This window comes from Marinobacterium sp. YM272, from assembly GCF_050908845.1.
In the GTDB taxonomy this organism is placed as follows: Bacteria; Pseudomonadota; Gammaproteobacteria; order Pseudomonadales; family Balneatricaceae; genus Marinobacterium_D.
The window spans coordinates 2507035-2527077 of record NZ_CP194171.1 but is presented as its reverse complement, the minus strand read 5'-3'; the positions used below and the strand labels follow the sequence as shown (position 1 = coordinate 2527077).

The following is a 20043-nucleotide window of genomic DNA, read 5'->3' as shown; positions in this document are numbered from 1 at the left end:
TAATGTTTTGTTTTCGCCGTAATTCGATGCGTTTAATCCGCTGATTTTCGTCCGAGTTCAGCGCCGGAGAAAATTCCGGCCATCATCAGCTAAAAGCTTCAGTGCCTTACTATCAGTGCCTTTCTAACGGAACAAAGTTCATTAACTTGGACTCAGTAAATGAATTTCATTCATTAAGCGATGAGTTAATTGCGCCTCACAACTCCACTTCAATCCGCTACCATGCCGGCTTTCAAATGGATGCTAGAAGGATAAGATCATGGCCAATCGTTTTCCGGCAAGGGCTGATATCGTCGGCAGTTATCTGCGCCCAGACTACCTGCACCGGGCACGTCGCGACTTTGCTTCAGGAGCGATCGACAGGGACGCGCTGACCGCCATCGAAGACCGAGCCATCACTGAACTGGTTGAACATCAGAAAGCCGCTGGCCTCAAGGTGATTACCGATGGTGAATTCCGCCGCGCTTTCTGGCATATCGACTTCCTGGAAAACCTCAACGGCGTTGAAGGTTATGTGCCGGAAGCCGGCTATAACCAGCAGTTCAAGGGCAAGGCCGCCCCCTCCTACAACATTCGCGTCAGCGGCAGGATCAGCTTCAACGCCGAGCACCCGTTTCTGGCTCATTTCGCGTTTCTGAAGAAAGCGGCGGAAACCGGCGATGAATCGGTGGCCAAGGCAACAATTCCGAGCCCGACCATGATCCTGCGTCAGGAGCTGCTGGCCAACGACGGCTCGTCCAGACTGAGCGAGATCTATCCGTCACTGGAGGAGTTCTACGCCGACCTGGCCACCACCTACCGCGATGCGGTCAAAGCGTTTTATGCAGCCGGCTGCCGCTACCTGCAGTTTGACGACACCAACTGGGCCTTCCTGGCGGACGCGACCAAGCAGCAGGAGATCAAGGACAGGGGCCTGGACCCGCAGGAGATCGCCAGCATCTGTGCCCGCATAATTAACGAGTCGCTGGCAGACAAGCCCGATGACATGAGGATCACGACCCATATCTGTCGTGGTAATCATGCGTCTTCCTGGCTGTTCTCTGGCGGTTACGAGCCGGTGGCAGAGCAGCTGTTCTCCACCGCCTACGACGGCTTCTTCCTGGAGTACGACAACGATCGCTCCGGCGATTTCGCACCGCTGCGTCACTGGTCTAACAACGGCAGCAAAGTGGTCCTTGGCCTGATCACCTCCAAGTTCGCCGAACTGGAGGATGCGGAGGTGATCAAGGCGCGTATTCAGGAGGCGACCCAGTACATCCCACTGGAAAACCTCTGCCTGAGCCCGCAGTGCGGCTTCGCCTCCACCGAAGAGGGCAACAAGGTCAGCGAACAAGCGCAGTGGGACAAGATCCGCCTGATCTGCGATATCGCCGAACAGGTCTGGGGCTGATTAAGCAGTGCGGTCGGGCTTAACGCCCGGCTGCACTTTTCTTTCCTGGTTTCGGCAGCTTTAACATCCTTTCCATCAGTGCAGGCAGCGCTGGATCAATACACCCGTTCCCCCTAAGCTTTGCGTTTCTCTGTTCAGTGCGTCGCAAGGATTTTCCGGTATGAAGGTGGCCGTTCGGTCTCTGTGTGAGTTTGCCGCCCGATCCGGGGGCCTGGAACATCGCTATACCCCCTCGCCAAGCGCCGATGAGGGCATTCGTGGTCACAAAACACTCCAGTCGAGACGCGGCGCAGAGTATGAGCCGGAATACCTGCTTGAGGGCATTTGCGAGGGCATCAGCCTGCGGGGCCGGGCCGATGGCTACTTGGCGACGAAACCCGAGCCGCTACTTGAAGAGATCAAAACCCACCGCGGCGACCTGTCCCGCGTCGGTGCCGGCCAGCAGCAACTGCATTGGGCGCAGCTGAAGGTCTATGGAGCCCTGCTTTGCCAGCGTGACCAGTTGACCCAGGTGCGCCTGCGCCTGGTTTACTTCGATCTGTCGCGCGATCAGGAAAGTCCGCTTGAGGAGCTCTGGAGTGCCCAGGCGTTAAGCCTGTTCCTTGTCGAGCTGTGTCAGCGCTACCTGGAGTGGCACCGGCAGGAGCAACAGCACCGGGAATCCCGTGATAACCGGCTGTTGCAGCTTGGCTTCCCCTACCCTGACTTCAGGCCCAACCAGCGCCAGCTCAGCGAAACGGTCTACAAGGGGATCTGCACAGCCCGCACCCTGCTGATGGAAGCCCCCACAGGGATCGGGAAAACGCTCGGTGTGGTGTTTCCCGCACTGGCCGCCATGCCCAGGCGGCAGATCGACCGGCTGTTTCTGCTCACCGCTCGCACTACCGGCCGGCAACTGATTCTCGATGGTCTGAAACAACTCAATGCAGCGACGGATGCGCCATTGCCACTGCGCATTCTGGAGCTGACCGCCCGGGACAAGGCGTGCGAGCATCCGGACAAAGCCTGTCATGCCGAGTGCTGCCCGCTGGCGGATGGCTTTTTCGACCGCCTGCCCCAGGCGCGACAGGCCGCGGTGGATCAGCGCTGGCTCGATCGCGAGAGTCTGCAGACGATCGCCAGCGTACATCAGATCTGCCCCTACTACCTGGCGCAGGAGATGGCGCGCTGGTCTGACGTGGTGGTGGGCGATGTGAACCACTTTTTCGACCAGCAGGCGCTGCTGCATGGCCTGACGCGACAGAACGAGTGGCAGGTGGTGCCGCTGATCGATGAAGCGCACAACCTGATCGACCGCGCCCGCTCCATGTACTCGGCGGAGCTTAGCCAGTGGAGCTTCAGTGAGGCGGCCCGCAATGCGCCCGCCAGCCTGAAGAAAACCTTCCGTGGCGTTCAGCGCGCCTGGCGAAAGCTGATCGATACACATCTGGATATCGACAGTCTGGGACAGGAATCCCGCCGGCTTCAGCTTGCCGAGGTTCCCACCGAGCTGAACGGAAGTCTGCTGCGGCTGGTTGGCGATCTGACGGAGTACATGACCGACAATCCGGTGGAGCCTGAGTTGCAGCGCATTCTCTTCGACACCATCGCTTTTATGAAACTGGCGGAGCAGTTTGCTGATCATTCGCTCTGCTCACTGGAGGTCAGCAACCAGAGCAAACGCCGCAGCCCCAAAGCAACACTGTCGCTGGAGAACCTTATTCCGGCGGATTTCCTGAAACAGCGCTTCAGGTCGGCGCGCGCATCGGTGCTGTTCTCCGCCACGCTCAATCCGGGACGCTACTACCAGGACCTTCTCGGCCTGCCGGAAAACAGCCTCTGGCAATCGGTACCCAGCCCGTTTTCATCTTCACAGCTGACACTGCGCACTCTGGATATCAGTACCCGTTTTCGCGATAGGGCCGCCTCCGTTTTGCCTATCGTCGGGGACATCAGGGATCAGTACCGTGCACAACCGGGTAACTACCTGGTGTACCTGAGCAGCTTTGCCTACCTGGAGCAGATCAGCGCAAGCTTCATGGAGCAGAACCCCGATACTCCAGTGGCTATACAACACGCGGGGATGAGCGAGCTGGAGCGGCTGGCCTTTATAGAACGCTTTAGGGTTGAGCGCGGACTGGTCGGTTTTGCCGTGCTCGGCGGCGTTTTTTCCGAAGGGATCGACCTGCCCGGCGATGCCCTGGTGGGCGTGTTTATCGCTACTCTTGGGCTGCCGCCCAACAACGACTTTCAGGAGCAGCTGGCAAAGCAGATGCAGCGCCGCTTTGGCCAGGGGTATGCCTACACCTATCTATACCCGGGGATTCGCAAGGTGATTCAGGCCGCCGGCCGGCTGATTCGCACACCCCAAGACCAAGGTGTTATCCACCTGATCGATGACCGCTTCCGCCGGCCGGAGATCCGAGCTCTGCTGCCGGACTGGTGGAACGAAAACAGCTGAAACGCCTTACTGGCGGATTTTCTGCTTCTTTACCCAGGTGACGTGACGGCTGACCTCGGGATCGGCAAGCAGCAGGTCCCGGGTATTCAGGTGCAGCCCCAGCGCCATCTCGTCATGGAATTTATGGATCGCCCGGTGACAGGGGTAACAGAGCCAGACGCCCTGCTGTAACTGCTCCTGGCTATAGCCCTTTTTGAAGCGCGGCCGACGGTGCAACTTGCGGGGAATCAGATGGTGAAAGGTCAGCGGAGCCTCTCTTTCACAGAGTTCGCAGTGGCTAATCTCGGGGTTCTTTCGCATATCTGTTGATACCGTTGTCTCGCTTGCGTTCACCAGGTTTTGTGCTCGACTTATGAATTCAGAACATAAATTCAAGCTAAAAACCACATTTCTAATCTACCCGATAACTCAATAGACTGTTAATTACTGGAAACTGCCGGACACCTCGTCACGCGAGCTCCCCTTCCATCGGCAGTTTCTCTAATCGTTTTCAACCTCTGCAGTCAGGCACCCAACCTGTCTCAAGACACGCTTTCGCAGAGTTTTTGCAAGCTATCGCTCAGGTAACCGTCAAGATGCCAGATACCAGCAATTCGCTGACCGTCCCCCCAAACGACTCAGTTACAACCGCTAACGCCACCACCAACGCCAACGCCAACGCCAATGCTCAACCCGACCGCAACAAAGCCGTGAGCTGGCATATCCTGGGTGTCCTCAGTGCGCTGATGGGTTTCGCCTCTATCTCCACCGATTTCTATCTTCCCGCCATGCCGGCCATGGAGGACGCATTCGGTGCCGGGCACGGCTCCATCGAATTCACCATTACCAGCTACCTGATCGGCTTCTGTGTCGGCCAGCTGTTCTGGGGGCCGATCAGCGACCGCTACGGGCGTCGTCTGCCGATCGCTCTGGGCCTCGGGCTGTTTGTTATCGGCGCCTCGGGCTGTGCCATGTCGGACAGCATTTACGAAATCATCTTCTGGCGCGTGGTCCAGGCGCTCGGCGCCTCGGCCGGTGTTGTGCTGGGTCGCGCCATGGTGCGCGATTTGTACGAAGGTCCCAAGGCGGCGCAGATGATGTCGACTCTGCTGGCAGTGATGACCGCCGCCCCGTTGCTGGGACCGATCATCGGCGCCCAGGTGGCGGCGATGAGCAGCTGGCGCGGTATCTTCTGGGTACTGGTGGCCGTGGCCATACTCACCCTGGCTGCGCTGACCACCATCCCGGAAACCCTGCCGGATTCGGCACGCCGGAGCGAAAGCTTTGGCCGCACGCTGCAACGCTACGGCCAGATCGTCGTTCAGCCACCTATTCTTGCTTACTTAGGCTTAGGCTCGTTCTTTTATGCCGGCATGTTTGCCCATGTATCCGGCACACCCTTCGCGTATATCGATTACTACGGCGTACCCTCTGAGTATTACGGCCTGCTGTTCGGTGCAGGGATTATCGGCATCATGGGCTCAAACCTGCTCAACAGCCGGCTGGTGATGAAAAGCTCCGTGGACCGTCTGCTCGGTTTCGGCACCCTCGGCGCTATGATTTCCGGCCTGCTGGTGAGCCTGGCGTCACTGACCGACTGGGGCGGCCTGTGGGGGCTGGCGGTGCCGGTGTTTCTGTTCGTTTCCTGTACCGGCTTTATTGTTGGCAACTCCATCGCCGGGGCGCTGGCCGATGTTCCCCAGGAGGCAGGCGCAGTCTCGGCGCTGGTGGGCTCCCTGCAATACGGTGGTGGCATCGCCGGAAGCGCTCTCGTCGGTGTTTTTGCCGATGGCACGCCCAGCGCCATGGGCATGATCATCGCCCTGTCCGGTGCCGGTTCCCTTCTGTGCTACAGCCTGCTGGTCAGCAGTGGGCGCAGACAGGCAGCCCGTGAAGCTTGTTAATTTTCGCTGTCATACATTTTGCTGGTTTCCGGCCTATCTTTAATCTGGCAACCACCGATATGGAGGCAGAAATGACTGAGCAGAAACGGGATGTAAAGACAGGCGAATGGCTGCCCGGCAAGCGCAGCACAGCAAGCCGTGAGCTGCAGCGGCCAATTGGATTCAATCCTCTGCAGCCCTGGGCGGCGATGCTGCCCTGGCTGAGGCTGGAATACCTGAAAATAGAACTTAGCCTCGAAGATGACCAGATCAGAGTACGCGGGGAACACGGGCGCTTTGAGGACGGACTTCACGCCAGCGAACAGGTTGAAGCCTGCATACCCGCCGAACTCTGTCTGGAAGCTGCCGAGCGTATTCAGCTGCAGCTCCAACAACAGTTTCAGCAATACTTCCAACAATATTTTCAACTACAGTCCCAACAGCAGATGCAGACGATGATGCAGTCGTTCATGCTGCCCTGGACGGCGATGATGTTTCCGTTTTGGCAGAAAGACTGAGCCAGAACGCCCTGTCAGGTTCGATCAGGACGTCAGTTATATCAACGCTGGCAACCCCTCAACCACTGGGCTGAGCCATCTCCCTGCAGGAAAATCGTCCAGAGTTCACCACAATTTAAGCAATGCAAATAACAGGTGACATCATGGAAAGGCGAAATTTTTTAGCTTTGTGGATGCTGCTGTTCACGCCGGCGCTGAAAGCAGCCAGCAGGCGAACACCCACCCCCAAACAAACCGAAGGGCCTTTTTATCCTGTCGTGCCTATTCCACTGCGTGAGAACTTAATAACGCAGGCGAACGGACTGACAGGCGAGCCAATTCTGCTCTATGGTCAGGTCATTGACACCAACGGCAATCCGATTCCCGATATTAAAGTTGAAATCTGGCAGTGCGACGGCCAGGGTATTTATGACCATCCTCGTCAATCCAACCACGAGAACTTTGACGCCAGCTTTGCTGGTTTTGGCGCAACGGTGACACAAGATGACGGCCGTTATCAATTCCAAACCTTATACCCGGTACCTTATAGCTCCCGCCCACCTCATATCCATGTCAAACTCTGGCGTGACGGGCATGAACTGTTAACCACACAACTTTATCTGCAAGGTCAGACCGGCAATGAATGGTGGGGCGGCAAAGAGCGCGACCAGTTACAGTTCAAACCGGTCCGAAGCAACGGGCAGTTAAGCGGAGAATTTACCTTTGTGATTGCGTGAGGTGTCCACTGATAAAAAGGCGCCCAACGGCGCTTTTCGAACGCTAACCCAGACACTTCCCCCCCCGTTTATCAGTTGACTGTATACACTGAGGTAGAACCGCTCTCTCGCAGTAAAACATATCAAGGGACGGCGGATTCCTTCTGCCTCCCTGCCAACCTTTCCCTGCTTACGCGCTCCCTCGCGCCGGTTAAATCCGCCACGGCTGTGAACCAGAACTTGGGCGGTTATCTCGACTAGTGCGTCGTTCCTAGGGGCGGGGATAAAAAAACGGCGGTTCCTTGAGGGATTCCGCCGTTTTACGCCTAGCCGTTTAGCTGATCAGATCAGGCATCCAGCTTGATCGGCAACTGGTGGTAGCGCTTACCGGTCAGTGCCGCGAGGGCATTGGCGACAGCCGGCGCGATCGGCGGCACACCTGGCTCACCAACGCCGGTGGGCGGTTCGGTGGACGGCACGATATGCACCTCGATCTCCGGCATCTGGTTGATGCGCAGCACCTGGTAGTTGTGGAAGTTGGACTCCACCACCTTGCCTTTATCCAGGGTGATGGCGGACATCAGCGCCGCTGAAAGACCAAAGCCGATACCGCCTTCCATCTGGGCACGGATAATATCCGGGTTGATCGGCACGCCGCAGTCCACGGCGCAGACCACCTTTTCCACCTTGAGCTGGCCGGAACCGGTCAGTGAGACCTCGGCCACCTGCGCCACGTAGGTGCCGAAGGATTTATGCACGGCTACACCCCGACCGCGACCTGCCGGCACCTCGCTGCCCCAGCCCGCTTTTTCGGCAGCCAGTTTAAGCACGCCCTGCCAGCGCGGATGATCTTTCAGCAGCTGCATGCGCAGCTCCACCGGATCCTTACCCGCCTGGGTGGCCAGTTTATCCATAAAGGCTTCTGCGGCATAGGCAGTATGGGTGCTGCCCACGGAACGCCACCAGAGCACCGGCACCTGCTTTTGGGTTGTGGTCAGTGCCACCTTCAGGTTCGGAATGGCGTACGGGAGATTTGACGCACCCTCGACCGAGGTGTGGTCGATACCCTCCTTGACCATGCCACCTTCAAACAGCGTCCCCTGAGCGATCGACTGACCGACAATATGCTGCTGCCAGCCGGTGATATTGCCTTCTGCATCGAGCCCGGCGCGTAGACGATGCACATAGGCCGGACGATAGTAACCGGCGTGGGTGTCATCCTCACGACTCCAGACCAGTTTCACCGGTACGCCCGGTTTGGCCTTGGCGATATGGACGGTTTCAACCAGGTAATCGGAGTGCGGATTGGCACGGCGGCCGAAGCTGCCGCCGGCGTAAAGCATGTTGATCTTCACCTGCTCCGGCGTGATTCCGAGCACCGCCGCGATGTTGTTCTGGTCCACGGTCTGGAACTGTTCGCCGTTCCAGACTTCGCAGCCATCCGGTTTAACCAGCGCGACACAGTTCATCGGTTCCATCGGCGCATGGGACAGATACGGGAACTCGTAGGTCGCTTCAACAACGCTGGCCGCATCGCTAATTGCAGCGGCTGCATCACCGTCGTTACGGGCCGGCAGGCCCTCTTTCAGCGACAGCTCGCGGTATTCGGCCATCATTTCGTCGCTGCTCTGGTTGATGGCACCGGACTCGTCCCATTCCGCCTTTAGCTTGCCGCGGCCCACATGGGCGCTCCCGTAATCCTTCGCCAGCACGGCAATGCCGCTGGGAATCTCCACCACATCGACGACGCCGTTTGAAGCTCGGGTTTCGCTGTCATCAAAACTCACCAGCTTGGCGCCAAAACGCGGCGGATGCAGCACTAGCGCGGTCAGCATACCATCCAGCTTGAAATCCTGGGTGAAGATCGCGGTGCCGTCGTTCTTCCCGACATCCTTGCGCGTCACCGACTTGCCGATATGAACGAACTGATCCGGGGTTTTCAGGGTGATGCTCTTGGGCTCGGGGACGGGCAGCTGGGCGGCCCGGTCGGCCATTTCACCGAAGGTCGCTTCACGCCCCGAGGGGTGGCTCAGTACGCCCTGGGAAACAAGGATCTCTGAAGCCGGCACATTCCAGGCCTGGGCCGCAGCGGCGACCAGCATCGCCTTCGCCGTCGCGCCGGCGATACGCAGCTGCTCCCAGGAGTTGGCAATCGCGGTACTGCCGCCGGTACCCTGCATCGGGCCGAACGCCAGGTTGTTGTAGCGGCTCGCGTCGGCCGGCGCCGGTACCGGTACCACCTGGCTCCAGGCCGCATCCAGCTCATCCGCCACGATGGTGGACAGACCGGTAAAGGTGCCCTGGCCCGCCTCGATATGCTTGATCACCACCGATACGGTGTTATCCGGTGCAATCCTCACAAAGGCGTTGGGAGCAAAATCGTCATCAGCGTCGAGCGAGGCGGCAGATTCGCTGGCGTTGGCCAGTGAGAACGGTGTGTTGATCGCCAGAGTCAGACCGGCGCCGGCCCCACCCATCAGCTTTAAAAATCCGCGGCGGCTGGTGCCGCCCCTGGGCTGCTGTTCTGGCGAGTTTGCAGAGATGAACTCGGACATGAAACGCATGAGACAGCCTCCTTGTAATCTGTTGGGTCAGGGATTAACCAAGCTGCTCTGCGGCACTCTTGATCGCTTTACGGATGCGGGCGTAGGTCGCACAGCGACAGATGTTGCCGGACATGGCGGCATCGATCTCGTCATCGCTGGGGTTGGTGTTACCCTCCAGCAGCGCCACCGCCGACATCACCTGGCCGGACTGGCAGTAACCACACTGTGGCACCTGAATCTCGGTCCAGGCTTCCTTTACCGCCCTGGCGGCAGGCGACTCGACACCTTCGATGGTCGTAATTTTTTTGCCCTCGGCTATCTGGATCGGAGTGGAACAGGAGCGGACCGGGCTGCCATCCATATGCACGGTGCAGGCACCGCACATCGCCATGCCGCAACCGAACTTGGTGCCGGGCAGGTTTAGCCAGATCAACGCCGCCCCCTGGAATCCACCACTTCCAGTGGCAGAGGCGATTCCATACATTATGAAAACGGCCGCGTTACGCTGAGCTGAAAACTATAAAAGATTGGGTTAGCAGGTATTAAGGGGTCGGGGTTCATTAAGACTATCTCTCTAATTCATAAATCACCGGTTTAATCCCTAGATGGTGTTCGTGAATCGAACGAGAGAGCGTCGGAAAGCTGTTAAACCAGCCCAACGATCAAACCTGCAGATGCCGACACAAAAAAGCCCTTCCAGCCGTGTGTGAGGCCGGAAAGGCGAAAAAGCGTCAACATATTCGGGGAAATATCAGGTTGAGCGCATTGATAAAGCGAGGGCGCTTGAGAGCGCGATCGAACCTAGTCGATTAGTTGATCCAGCACCCGGGACCAGCCCGCCGGATTTCCGTAGTAGGACTGGTGGGCCAGGCTTTGCCAACCGGCATCACTCTCAACCAGCAGCGCCGGGAATCCCTGCACACCAAAGCGTCCCATCAACTCCCGAGTCTGCTGCAGTGAGCTGTCGAGCTGCAGCTCCGCAGCGTCCATCGCATCGTTCCATTGCGCCCCGTCAGCGCCCAGATCTACCGCCAGGTTTCTCAGAGTGGCTTCATCCGCTACATCCATGCCGTACTGATAATGCGCCTGCTGGATCGTCTTGAGCAGATCCACCCCATCTATCCCTAAGGATTGGCCAGCAATAATCGCCTGTGCGGTGATCATCGAATCGAGAACCAGCGGGCCGTTGCTGGCGACACGTTCCTGGTAGGGCTCGCCAAACTCCGCGCCGGTCAGCTCAGCGATGCGCTGGTCCGCCTGCAGGATATGCTGGCGAAAGCCCGGATCGATCGCGCGTCGCGGCATCATGCCACCTGGGTGCAGCATCAATGCGAGTTCTCCCTGCCGGGCTCTCTGCTGCAGCTCGGCCATCAGTTCGGTCGCGCCGTAGCACCAACCGCACATGGGATCGAAGATGTAGTGCACTGTCAGCATTTAGGTTCTCCTGTGTTTACCGCCATTAGCTCTTATTCGGTTACCACTGCATTTCACCGGTGTGGACCTTAGCACCGATATCCAGTGCGATACCAAGCCCGGCATCCGGGTAATGCCCTGTCATGGCCGCTTTCACCTGCTCACTGGTATCGCTTGCTTCAACGGCACGGCGGAAATTGGCGAGATACTCCTGGGAATACTCAATGCTGCTCGAGGTCAGATCAGAACCAGCAGCCATGTGGCCCGGGATCACTGTTTCCGGGTTGAGTGCCAGCATGGTTTCGAGCTGCTCGGTCCAGGCATCCAGTTCCGCATCGGTCTGAGTATCTGCGGTCCAAAGGTGCAGATTGGAGAAAACAGCGATATCGCCAAGGATCGTCTGGTTATCGGGAATCCACAGGTAAGGTCGATGAGCCAGGGGACCCTCGGTGCCGCGAATCTCAATCACATGACCATCGAGGGTCAGGCTGTCACCCTCATAAATCTCTGGCAACACCGGCGATACCGGCGCGTTGGCACCCAGTTTCGGGCCCCAGAAGCCGATCTTGCCCTGCATCTTTTTCTCGATCACTTCGCGTACAGCCGGGGTCGTAATCACCCGGGCATCCGGGAACTGCTGTTTCAGCACCTCGGCACCGAAGTAGAAATCCGGGTCTGCCTGACTGATAAAAATGGTCTTCAGCGGCTTACCGGAATCCAGCACCTTGGCCGCTATGCGCAGCGCATCGGCTTTGGTGAATCCGGTATCGATCAGCAGCGCTTCCGTCTCGCCGGTTACCAGTGTGGCATTCACATGAAAGCTGTTGGGACCTGCATTGTAGACATCCAGATCCAGGCGTTCCGCGGCAACGGCCGTTGCTGAGGCCATCAGGGTTCCGGTCATCATCAGGGTTGCAGCAGCGTTTATCAGCGGGTTACGGGTAAATGTAAGTTTCATAGTGAACTCCCCTAGTCTGGAATGGTGATCTTTTGATCAACTATGGGAGTGATTCTGGCGCTTAATTGGACTATTAAAAACACCTAATAACGTTCATCATTATTTCGTATTACGAGCAAATGGTCGGAGTGAACAGAAATGGACAGGGTTACAGCAGCAAAGGTGTTTGTGGATCTGGCCTATTCCGGCAGTTTTACCCGCACCGCGGACCGGCTGGAGATGTCCCGTCCCATGGTGAGCCGCCACCTGGAAGCGATGGAGAGCTGGTTGCAGGCGCGGCTGTTCCACCGCACTACGCGAAAAATCTCCCTGACCAGCGCCGGCGAGCAGTGCTTGCCTGAGGTGGAAGCCTGGCTGGAACAGGCGGACGCGCTCCCGCAGCTGGGTACCGCTCAGCAGGAGCCTAGCGGTCATCTGCGACTGGCGACCAGTATGTCCTTTGGGTTCTCGCAACTGGTGCCGGCCTTAAAAGGGTTTATGAGCCAGTACCCCAGGGTGACAATTGATATTGAATTGCAGGACACGGTGACCGACTTAACCGCCCAGCGCATCGATCTTACGCTGAGGTTCGCGTCCAACCCCGACCCTGCGCTGATCGGCAAGCCCGTGGCCACCTGCGAGTCGGTACTGGTCGCGTCTCCAGATTATCTTGAACAGCGGGGAGTGCCGCCAAACCCTCAGGCACTGTCCGAACATGACTGCCTCGGCTACAAGAATTTTGGTCGTCATGTCTGGCATCTGAGAAACAGCCAGGATGAGACGGTCGATATCGATATCCGCTGTCGCCTCAGCGCTAACGAGGTCACGGCGGTGATGAAGGCCGCCCTCGAAGGGATGGGCATCGCTATGCAACCCACCTACCTCGTAGCCGGGTATCTGGCGAGCGGTGAACTGGTCCCGGTGTTGCCGCAGTGGCGCCCGGAAGATTTGAAAATCTATATCCTCTATGCCTCGCGCAAGCATCAGCTTCCCGCCGTTCGCGCGCTGATCGACTACCTGGAAAGCTGGTTTCGGAATAACCCCTGGTAGGCCTCAGCCGACCTTCAGCGGCTCTTTTGCCTGCAGCGGCTCATCAGCCTGCCAGGCGATGCGGATCTCCAGGCGATGGCGGGAATCCTCCTCGCTGGCCGTGACTTTCAGATCCAGCAGGCCCTGGGGGTTCATGCGGATCTCACCGTCCTGATCACTGAAGGAGAGCTCCCCTTTCGCAATCCCCTTCGCGATGGCATCCAGCATCTGCTGGATGCTCTGGCAATCCTGCAGAGACTGATGACGAAAACGCTGTTTGTTCTCTAGCATGGTTTTACCCGTTGTGTGATAAGCCGCTTATTGCAGCGCTGTTAACAAATGAATGCATACCGGGACTGAACACCTTGGCTGCCGGATAATCATTACTGATCCCGACGATATGGCCATCCGGGCGGATCATCGTGATGCCGGCCCCCACCCCTTTGAGCCCCTCTTTGCGGCGTGAGTTGCGATCAAGAGTGATATCCCCCTCCACATGCAACAGCCCCTGCTTGAGCGTGAGGCGCTGCCCGTGGGTGTGGTTGATATGGCCATGCACCACGGCATTGATACCCAGGGAGCCGATACGCTCAACGCCTGCATCGGTCAGCGGCCGGTCCGCCGCACGGTATTTGGTGCGCATGGTATTCGCCAGCGGGCCGAAGTAAAAGCGAAACAGATCGTGCTGCACCTGCTTGCGGAAGTCTCGATTGAGTTTCCTGACCCCTTTGCGCTCGACCACCTCGGTAATACTGTCATCAAGGCCGGCGTGCAGAAACAGGAAGGAACCGGTGCGGTAGGTCAGCTGCATATCGCGGAAAAACCAGGCGAACTCCCCCTTGGGCTTGAGGAATAGCTTGCGACACTCCTGAGCGATGGCATAGACATCACGCATGCTGAGTCCCGCATCGGCGCAGGCGGATTCAAACTGATCCACCTTGCGGCGCATCCGCTTCAGCTCACGTTCGATGGCCGCTTCGTTCATGTAACCGGCAGCGGCTTCCGGGAAGCGCTCAAACCAGTCATCGGACGGGAACAGCCGGCGTTTGCACTCCTGCGCATCCGGCGCTTTTTTCAGCGCCTTGCCCTTGCTGTATGCCTGTACCTCCTTGAGCAGCGGAATCACCTTGTCGCCCATACGCACAAACAGATGCTCGGTGGTCGGGTGGCGCTTGAGGCTCATGGCACGAATACCCATCAGCAGGCGTACATCATGGTTGCCCGCCAGCAGCTTTACCCGCGCGCCCAGTTCGAACAGCCGGCGGATAGAGCGAAGCAGTTCCAGGTTACTCGGCCCCTTGTCGAGACAGTCGCCGCCGATAATAAACTGCATCTTGCGACCGGCGCGGGTGAGTTTGAAATCGCGCGGGCCGGAACCGACGCTAACCACTCCACCACTGGCGACAAGCGAGGCGACGAACGCCTGATAATCCGCGTGGGGGTCAGCAATAAAACAGATCGGTCGCTTGGGCCAGGACCACTGGCTGGGGTCATCCAGAAGCCGGTTGGATTCGCTGCTGCGGCTATGAATCATCGCTTTGTTGGCGGAGTGCCGATCGTCCAGGGCCCAGGGCTCAGCGATGCTCGGTATCTGACCATGCACTTCAGGAAACCGCTTCAAGCTTTTGATTTCAGGTATTATATTTTTCTCGAACATCATAACCCATTAGCCGCAGATCGATAAAAGTTTCCAGCCTAACCGGCAGATGTGATCGAAATATTAAAACCCTGACAATCACTCCAGAGCAGTCAGTGTGCGCTCTTCAGTCGACACGCTTCAGTCGACATAAGCATCGCGTTTTCCGCGCACCTTCCAATCGCCCGCCACGTGCTTCCATCGACCGCCTTCCAGCATCTCTATGTAGACTGGCTCCGCGTGGTACATGCTCAGCGCCGCTATCTGGTCGAACTCCAGCACACCGAGTTTATAGGCCGCGTGGCGAAATGCCGCACCATGGCCGACAAACAGGCGTACCCGGTCGGTGTCACTGGGCTCCATGGTAATCATCTGCAACTCGATATGCCGTGCCACCCGCTCGCCGGCATCCATCAGTGATTCGGCACCCTGCAGCGGCAGGCGGTAATGGCTGTTGGATTTCCAGTCCGATGGAGGCGCATCAAACCGCGGATCCTGTTCCAGAATCGCTTCAATCTGGTCGATGGTCAGATTTGCGGCACTGCCAACCCCCCGCTCCGCCAGCGCCGAGTAGCCCTGCTGCTCAGGCTCACGGACAAACAGCGGCGCCAGCGCAGCGCGGAATCGATCCGCCGTCTGCCAGGCGCGCAGCAGCCTTGATGAATCCACCCGATAATCAGGCACCCAACCCTGCTCGGCCAGTACCTGCGCCATGTTAGCGGCTGCTTTATCGGCCTGCTCGAAGCCGCGATCGGTCAGCGGAAAAGGCTGGTGTGCACTGGGCGTATCGGGAAGTTGATGGTAGTCGCCATGACGAATCAGAGCAGCGATCAAACGGGCCATAGGCCGGACTCCTTTAACCGTTCGGGCAGCAGGTCGATTACCGCCCTCAGCGCCGGTTTCAGCTGGGCGCCGTCGATATTATCGATACTGCACCAGCGCCGGCAGCGATGATCTTCATCCCAATCCGCGTCATCAATGACGGTATCAACCCGCATGGCGAACAGATCGACGTCGCACTCGGCGCCCCATTTGGCCTGGCGGTAACAACCGAGCAGTTCCGGGTGCACCTTCCCCTGGATGCCCGCCTCTTCCAGTGCCTCTTTGGCGGCGGATTCCTGGGGTGTCAGGCCCGGCTCGACGATGCCCTTGGGGATGCCCCAGGAGCGTCCGCTGCTGGAGGTGATCAATAGCAGCTCGAGGCGACCGCCAGTGCTGAAACGATAGGGAAGCACACCGGACTGGGTGTAGTAGTAAGCCGGGCGGTCGCGCTGCTCGGCGCCACCAGGACCGGGCCAGGGAAAGGTTTCGGGTAACTGCTCCGGCTCGATGCAATGCTGCAGCTCGCCCTCCCCGGTGAGCGGCAGCGCGCCGGTTTCCGGTAGACGCAAGTGGACCAGCATTCCCTTGCGCAGATGAAAGTCACTCTGCTCCGGCAAGGCTTTCTGTGGCAGCAGCTGTTTCACCAGTTGCTCCATGGACGGGTTATGGCCCACTACCAGCAGACGGTTGGTGCGGCAGCTACGCTCAACCACAGCCGCCATCAGTGCGTCGGCGTTACCCGAGTAAAGACGCTCATCGGCTTCGATCATCGACGCCGGCAGGCCCATCGCCTTGACGCACTTCTCGGCGGTTTCCAGTGCCCGTTTAGCTGGTGAGCTAAGCACCAGCTCCGGTTGAGCGCCCTGCTCCTGAAGGCGCACACCCAGGCGCTGGGCGCAGCGTTTACCGCCGTTTTTTAGTGGCCGTTCCCGGTCGGGAAGCTCGGCAGCCTTTTTCGCCCGGGCATGCCGCAGCAGCATCAGTTCGAACATAATGGCTGACGCCTGTCTGAGCTCTGTATCAGAGTTTGAGATAACGCTCCGCGAGAGTATCGAAATCGATACCGCCACGCGCTTCATAAACCGGCACATTTTCCAGCACAGACAGGTATGCCTGCTCATCGAAAGGCGCCCGCCCCTGATGGAACTGGCCATCGGCGTGCTGATAGAAAGGCCCCGGTGATTTCATGATAGCAGCCAGCAGGTCTTTTCTCTGGCGCAGATCGACGCGCTCGACGCTCAGCGGCTCGTCGCTGTCCCGCTGCCAGTTCAACACCATAAAAGCGCGCAGCGGGCAGGGTTTTGTTTCTATGCGCCCTGCCCCGTAAAGCGTCTCGATATCGGCGTCATATTTCTGTTCCAGATCCCAGAGTTCGGCCCTGGGCATCGCTTGCAGCCTCTTTTTCTCCTCGGCCGAAAGCATCGGCGCCAGCCTCGGGTTATGGAGGATGGTGCCCGGATTGATGCGAGGCAGCTTGGGAATGCCACAGCTCTCGACCTTAGCCTCCTGCTGGCGAATAAACAGACGGTCATTAGTGATGAACGCGGTGTCCGGGTGTTCCAGCATGTGCAGCATCAGCGTGGATTTACCGCCACCGGAGAAGCCCGCCATCGCCAGCGCGCCACCGTTGATACTCAGCGCGGCGGCATGGCAGTTAAGCCAGCCGTCGCGCTGCAGCCAGGTCATGTACTGGTTGTTGATGAAGTTGATCACCTGGTTGTCGTTGTCAACACAGGGGCCCGCCGCGATCCGCAGCTCATCGCTCTGCAGAAAGGTCATGCCGGTGCGCACCTTGTAGATCAGCCGCGCGCCCGGCAGGTCCAGCGACGCTTCCTTGCGACCGGTTTTGCCCGGTTCCCGCGGCCAGTCCTCATAGGGAAGATCCAGCTGTGGCGCGTCACGCTCCACCGCCAGAACAGTGATATCCGGCTCACCGCTATTCACAACAACATGAGCGAAGTAGGTGCGCAGCTTATCCAGCAGCTCCGCCGAGTTTGAGCGCAGCGCCAGCAGTTGGCCATCCAGCCCAAGCAGTAGCGGCGTCTCCAGAAACTCCCGGCCACCGATCAGCTGGTCGGCAACCTGTTGCGGCATCATATTCATCGCCCAATCTTCTCCAGTATATGGTCGGCGTAAAGGCCTGCCGCATCGATACCCGCGCCCTCAAGCGCGCCACGGAAACCGCCGAATGCCGATACCTCAAAAATGATCGGACCTGAATCGGTCAGCGCCACGTCCACGGTGGTGAAATCCAGCCCGAACGGTTCCTGCGCCTTACGTGCCAGCTCGATCAGTTCGGCATCCGGCTCGAACGCCTCGTAACGACCGCCGCTGTTGATAGTGGTGTTCCAGGTATCACTCTGGGATACCCGCGCGTAGGTGCCCTGGTACTGACCGCCGAGGAACACCATACCCAGATCGCGGCCTGACAGCTCCAGCTTACGTTGGATATAGAGCATCGGGTTGTCGACCTTGAATTCAGCAATGGCAGTGCGCAGCTCGTCATCACTCTGCTCGCCGCCGAGCACGCACATGCCGCGCGCCTTGGTGGAAAACAGCGGCTTGAACACCGCTTCGCCAAAGCGTTTGACGGTATCGAATGCGGCCTGAAGATCCTCGGTCACCACCGTATCCGGCATCGGTATACCGGCGTTGCGCAGGGTCACGGTACAACTGAGGCGATCCACCAGACGCAGAATGTTCTCGGCGCCGCTGAATACACGAACCCCGTGCTGCTCTGCCGTGCGCAGCATCTCCAGTCGATCCAGGGTATTAGGACTGTATTCGGCACTGATTTTCTTGACCGCCAGGCCATCCAGCTCGCACAGGTTCAGCGAGCCATAACGCAGGCTGTTGTCGGTGAGATCCAGGGACACCTCGGCCATATCCACCACCTGACGAAAGCCGGTACGCTGTTCCAGCGCATCCGCCAGTACTTCGGTGGACCACTTGCCGGGAATTCCGATCACGGCTACGCGGGGTTCAGTCAACGAAAATCTCCTTCATTGGAATACGGTACTTCGCCTCTTTGCCCGGCTTGATCGCCAGCACCTGCTCCAGCAGGTAGCGGGCACGCATAAACATGCGCCGGGCGAGGGATTTATCGAGAATAAAACGGGTCGAGCTGGCGAACGAGCGTGCCAGCCCCAGGGCCAGGCGCACATCGAACAGCTCGTCATTCTGCTTTTTGGCCTCACGACGGGCCATGTCATAAAGCTTCAGCGCCAAATCGTTGATCCGAGCGCGGGTATCGGCATCAAGCACCTGCAGACGGTAGTTCGACACCATGAACACCGACACATCCTGAACATAATCCATGTAACGGGAGCGGTGCAGGTCGATGAAGTTTATCCGTCGCTCCATGGGATCATAGATGATGTTGTCGACATTGAAATCGCCATGGATATAGACAGAGAACGGCGCAGGCCACTGCTTCTCGCGCTGAGTGACCTCTGCCACCAGGGTGTCGAATGAGGGCACGGCAACACCGCAGATCTGCCCGTCGCTGCGAGCGAACTCGGGGTGGATGCGATATACCTCGTTCATCCGCTTTTGCAGCTGATGCATGAACGAGGCCTGGGCCGGCTCCTTGGTCCGGGTTTCCTTCCAGATCGACTTCAGCGTTTTGGTCAGACGCTTGAACGCCTCATCCACCAGCTCGTCCGACTCATTCAGCACGATCTGCTCGAAAGTGTGCCCAGGCAGGTGCTCGATCAGCAGCGCAGCGGACTGACCGCGTTTTTCGTAAGAGAGAATCTTGGGTGCCAGCCCCGGGTAGATCTCATGCCAGCTGCGTACACCGGCACGCTCCTCTTTCACCTTGCGCTTTTCGCCATCCTTGAAGATCGCCAGGTAGCCGTTTTCGGCCTCGTCACCGGCAGAAATACCGGAGATGGAGCTGCCGGAGCGGGTCTGGGCGATGGCGGAGATCTGCAGCTCCTCTTCATCGGTTTCCAGGTCGGAAACCAGCGAGCGCAGGGAGAAGAAGCGTTCAAAATTGACCGGCTGTCCCAGGTTGGCCGAGATAATCGCTTCACTGATATGCACCAGCGCCTCTCCCATCTGGCGGACTTCGTAGGCAACAAACAGCGCCCGGGTCAGATCGTCGGTGTGATCCGGCACTTCTCTTAGGGCCAGGCGATAGCGCTTGAGCAGCTTTTCATAGTCGCCGGCCATGCGCCCCAGCGCCTTGCCCATCTGGATCGCCAGCGTGGAATCATCGGCCTGAAGCGCCGGCTCTATCTGCCCTATCGCCTTTCGCACCCGCTTCAGCATACCGATATAGCGCTTGGCCCCGAGCAGCTCGAACGCCTCGATATACTCCAGCTGGCGCACACAGTTGCGGCTGATCTCGGTGAGGCGCTCAAGGTCCGTGGCGATGAACTCGATAGAGCGGAACATCAGGTCGCGCTGAGCCTGACGTTTACTGGAGCGCAGTTTCTGCACCGTGGCGCCGTGAATCCGCACCTTGAGGTTATAAGCGTAGCCGGCGCGATCGATGATGCGTCGAGCGATGGCCGCCGCGGGCGACTCGAAATAGCTCTGCAGGCTGGCAACCTGGGAGTCTACCTCGACACAGAGGAAATGGAGGTTATCGTGCAGGGGCTTGGGCAGTTTGATCATGCTGAGGGCAGCTTTACTCGGAATTTACCGGCCTAGGATACTCAACCGGCGGCCAGATCAATATTGCAGTTGCATGAAGACTAACATAACCCATTGAATAAGGCGCAATTTCAGCCCTTTGGCTATTGTAGC

18 protein-coding genes are annotated in these 20043 nt (G+C 58.5%); 6 read left to right on the top strand and 12 right to left on the bottom strand.

Annotated features, from left to right (window positions below):
* Nucleotides 1–259: 259 nt before the first annotated feature.
* Both ACQUQP_RS11350 and ACQUQP_RS11345 read left to right on the top strand, forming a co-directional pair.
* A complete protein-coding gene (locus tag ACQUQP_RS11350; RefSeq protein WP_432695144.1) occupies nucleotides 260–1390 on the top strand; it encodes a 5-methyltetrahydropteroyltriglutamate--homocysteine S-methyltransferase in 1131 nt (376 codons plus the stop codon).
* 160 nt (nucleotides 1391–1550) lie between these two features.
* Nucleotides 1551–3830, top strand: coding sequence for an ATP-dependent DNA helicase (locus ACQUQP_RS11345; RefSeq protein WP_432695143.1), 2280 nt, complete (start codon nucleotides 1551–1553; stop codon nucleotides 3828–3830).
* Between the two features lie 6 nt (nucleotides 3831–3836).
* Here the strand turns inward: ACQUQP_RS11345 and ACQUQP_RS11340 are convergent, their stop codons facing one another.
* Complete coding sequence (locus ACQUQP_RS11340) at nucleotides 3837–4130, bottom strand: hypothetical protein (RefSeq protein WP_432695142.1); 294 nt, start codon at nucleotides 4128–4130, stop codon at nucleotides 3837–3839.
* Nucleotides 4131–4405: 275 nt separating this feature from the next.
* On the opposite strand from ACQUQP_RS11340, the gene ACQUQP_RS11335 reads away from it, so the two are divergent.
* From ACQUQP_RS11335 to ACQUQP_RS11325, 3 genes are all read left to right on the top strand, one after another.
* Entirely contained in the window at nucleotides 4406–5713 is a 1308-nt protein-coding gene (locus ACQUQP_RS11335; RefSeq protein WP_432695141.1) for a multidrug effflux MFS transporter, read from the top strand.
* Between the two features lie 71 nt (nucleotides 5714–5784).
* Entirely contained in the window at nucleotides 5785–6210 is a 426-nt protein-coding gene (locus tag ACQUQP_RS11330) for a hypothetical protein (protein ID WP_432695140.1), read from the top strand.
* Between the two features lie 143 nt (nucleotides 6211–6353).
* Nucleotides 6354–6926, top strand: a complete 573-nt coding sequence (locus ACQUQP_RS11325) for a protocatechuate 3,4-dioxygenase (RefSeq protein ID WP_432695139.1) — start codon at nucleotides 6354–6356, stop codon at nucleotides 6924–6926.
* A gap of 326 nt (nucleotides 6927–7252) precedes the next feature.
* On the opposite strand, the gene ACQUQP_RS11320 is transcribed toward ACQUQP_RS11325, so the two are convergent.
* The 4 genes from ACQUQP_RS11320 to ACQUQP_RS11305 form a co-directional block, all read right to left on the bottom strand.
* Nucleotides 7253–9469, bottom strand: coding sequence for a molybdopterin cofactor-binding domain-containing protein (locus tag ACQUQP_RS11320; RefSeq protein ID WP_432695138.1), 2217 nt, complete (start codon nucleotides 9467–9469; stop codon nucleotides 7253–7255).
* 34 nt (nucleotides 9470–9503) lie between these two features.
* Complete coding sequence (locus tag ACQUQP_RS11315; protein ID WP_432695137.1) at nucleotides 9504–9884, bottom strand: (2Fe-2S)-binding protein; 381 nt, start codon at nucleotides 9882–9884, stop codon at nucleotides 9504–9506.
* A gap of 368 nt (nucleotides 9885–10252) precedes the next feature.
* Complete coding sequence (locus ACQUQP_RS11310) at nucleotides 10253–10885, bottom strand: DsbA family protein (protein WP_432695136.1); 633 nt, start codon at nucleotides 10883–10885, stop codon at nucleotides 10253–10255.
* A gap of 40 nt (nucleotides 10886–10925) precedes the next feature.
* Nucleotides 10926–11822: an MBL fold metallo-hydrolase gene (locus ACQUQP_RS11305; RefSeq protein ID WP_432695135.1), complete on the bottom strand. Its 897-nt coding sequence runs from the start codon at nucleotides 11820–11822 to the stop codon at nucleotides 10926–10928.
* Between the two features lie 138 nt (nucleotides 11823–11960).
* Here ACQUQP_RS11305 and ACQUQP_RS11300 point away from each other — a divergent pair, with 138 nt between their 5' ends.
* The gene (locus tag ACQUQP_RS11300; RefSeq protein ID WP_432695134.1) at nucleotides 11961–12851 is read left to right on the top strand and encodes a LysR family transcriptional regulator; all 891 of its coding nucleotides are present in this window, start codon (nucleotides 11961–11963) and stop codon (nucleotides 12849–12851) included.
* 3 nt (nucleotides 12852–12854) lie between these two features.
* Here ACQUQP_RS11300 and ACQUQP_RS11295 read toward each other — a convergent pair whose 3' ends face one another.
* The 7 genes from ACQUQP_RS11295 to ACQUQP_RS11265 form a co-directional block, all read right to left on the bottom strand.
* The gene (locus tag ACQUQP_RS11295) at nucleotides 12855–13121 is read right to left on the bottom strand and encodes an amphi-Trp domain-containing protein (protein WP_432695133.1); all 267 of its coding nucleotides are present in this window, start codon (nucleotides 13119–13121) and stop codon (nucleotides 12855–12857) included.
* Nucleotides 13122–13125: 4 nt separating this feature from the next.
* Nucleotides 13126–14451, bottom strand: coding sequence for a metallophosphoesterase family protein (locus ACQUQP_RS11290; RefSeq protein WP_432695132.1), 1326 nt, complete (start codon nucleotides 14449–14451; stop codon nucleotides 13126–13128).
* A 156-nt stretch (nucleotides 14452–14607) separates the two neighbouring features.
* On the bottom strand, nucleotides 14608–15309 hold the full coding sequence (locus ACQUQP_RS11285; RefSeq protein WP_432695131.1) for a histidine phosphatase family protein: 702 nt from the start codon (nucleotides 15307–15309) through the stop codon (nucleotides 14608–14610).
* Nucleotides 15297–16280: an NUDIX domain-containing protein gene (locus ACQUQP_RS11280; RefSeq protein WP_432695130.1), complete on the bottom strand. Its 984-nt coding sequence runs from the start codon at nucleotides 16278–16280 to the stop codon at nucleotides 15297–15299. The genes ACQUQP_RS11285 and ACQUQP_RS11280 overlap by 13 nt, the downstream gene beginning before the upstream one ends.
* A gap of 28 nt (nucleotides 16281–16308) precedes the next feature.
* Complete coding sequence (locus ACQUQP_RS11275; RefSeq protein WP_432695129.1) at nucleotides 16309–17391, bottom strand: HprK-related kinase B; 1083 nt, start codon at nucleotides 17389–17391, stop codon at nucleotides 16309–16311.
* Nucleotides 17388–18278 carry a GAK system ATP-grasp enzyme gene (locus ACQUQP_RS11270; protein WP_432695128.1) on the bottom strand — a complete coding sequence of 297 codons (891 nt, stop codon included), beginning with the start codon at nucleotides 18276–18278 and terminating at the stop codon, nucleotides 17388–17390. Before ACQUQP_RS11270 ends, ACQUQP_RS11275 begins: the two co-directional genes overlap by 4 nt.
* Complete coding sequence (locus ACQUQP_RS11265; RefSeq protein WP_432695127.1) at nucleotides 18271–19911, bottom strand: aminoglycoside phosphotransferase family protein; 1641 nt, start codon at nucleotides 19909–19911, stop codon at nucleotides 18271–18273. The genes ACQUQP_RS11270 and ACQUQP_RS11265 overlap by 8 nt, the downstream gene beginning before the upstream one ends.
* Between the last annotated feature and the right edge of the window lie 132 nt (nucleotides 19912–20043).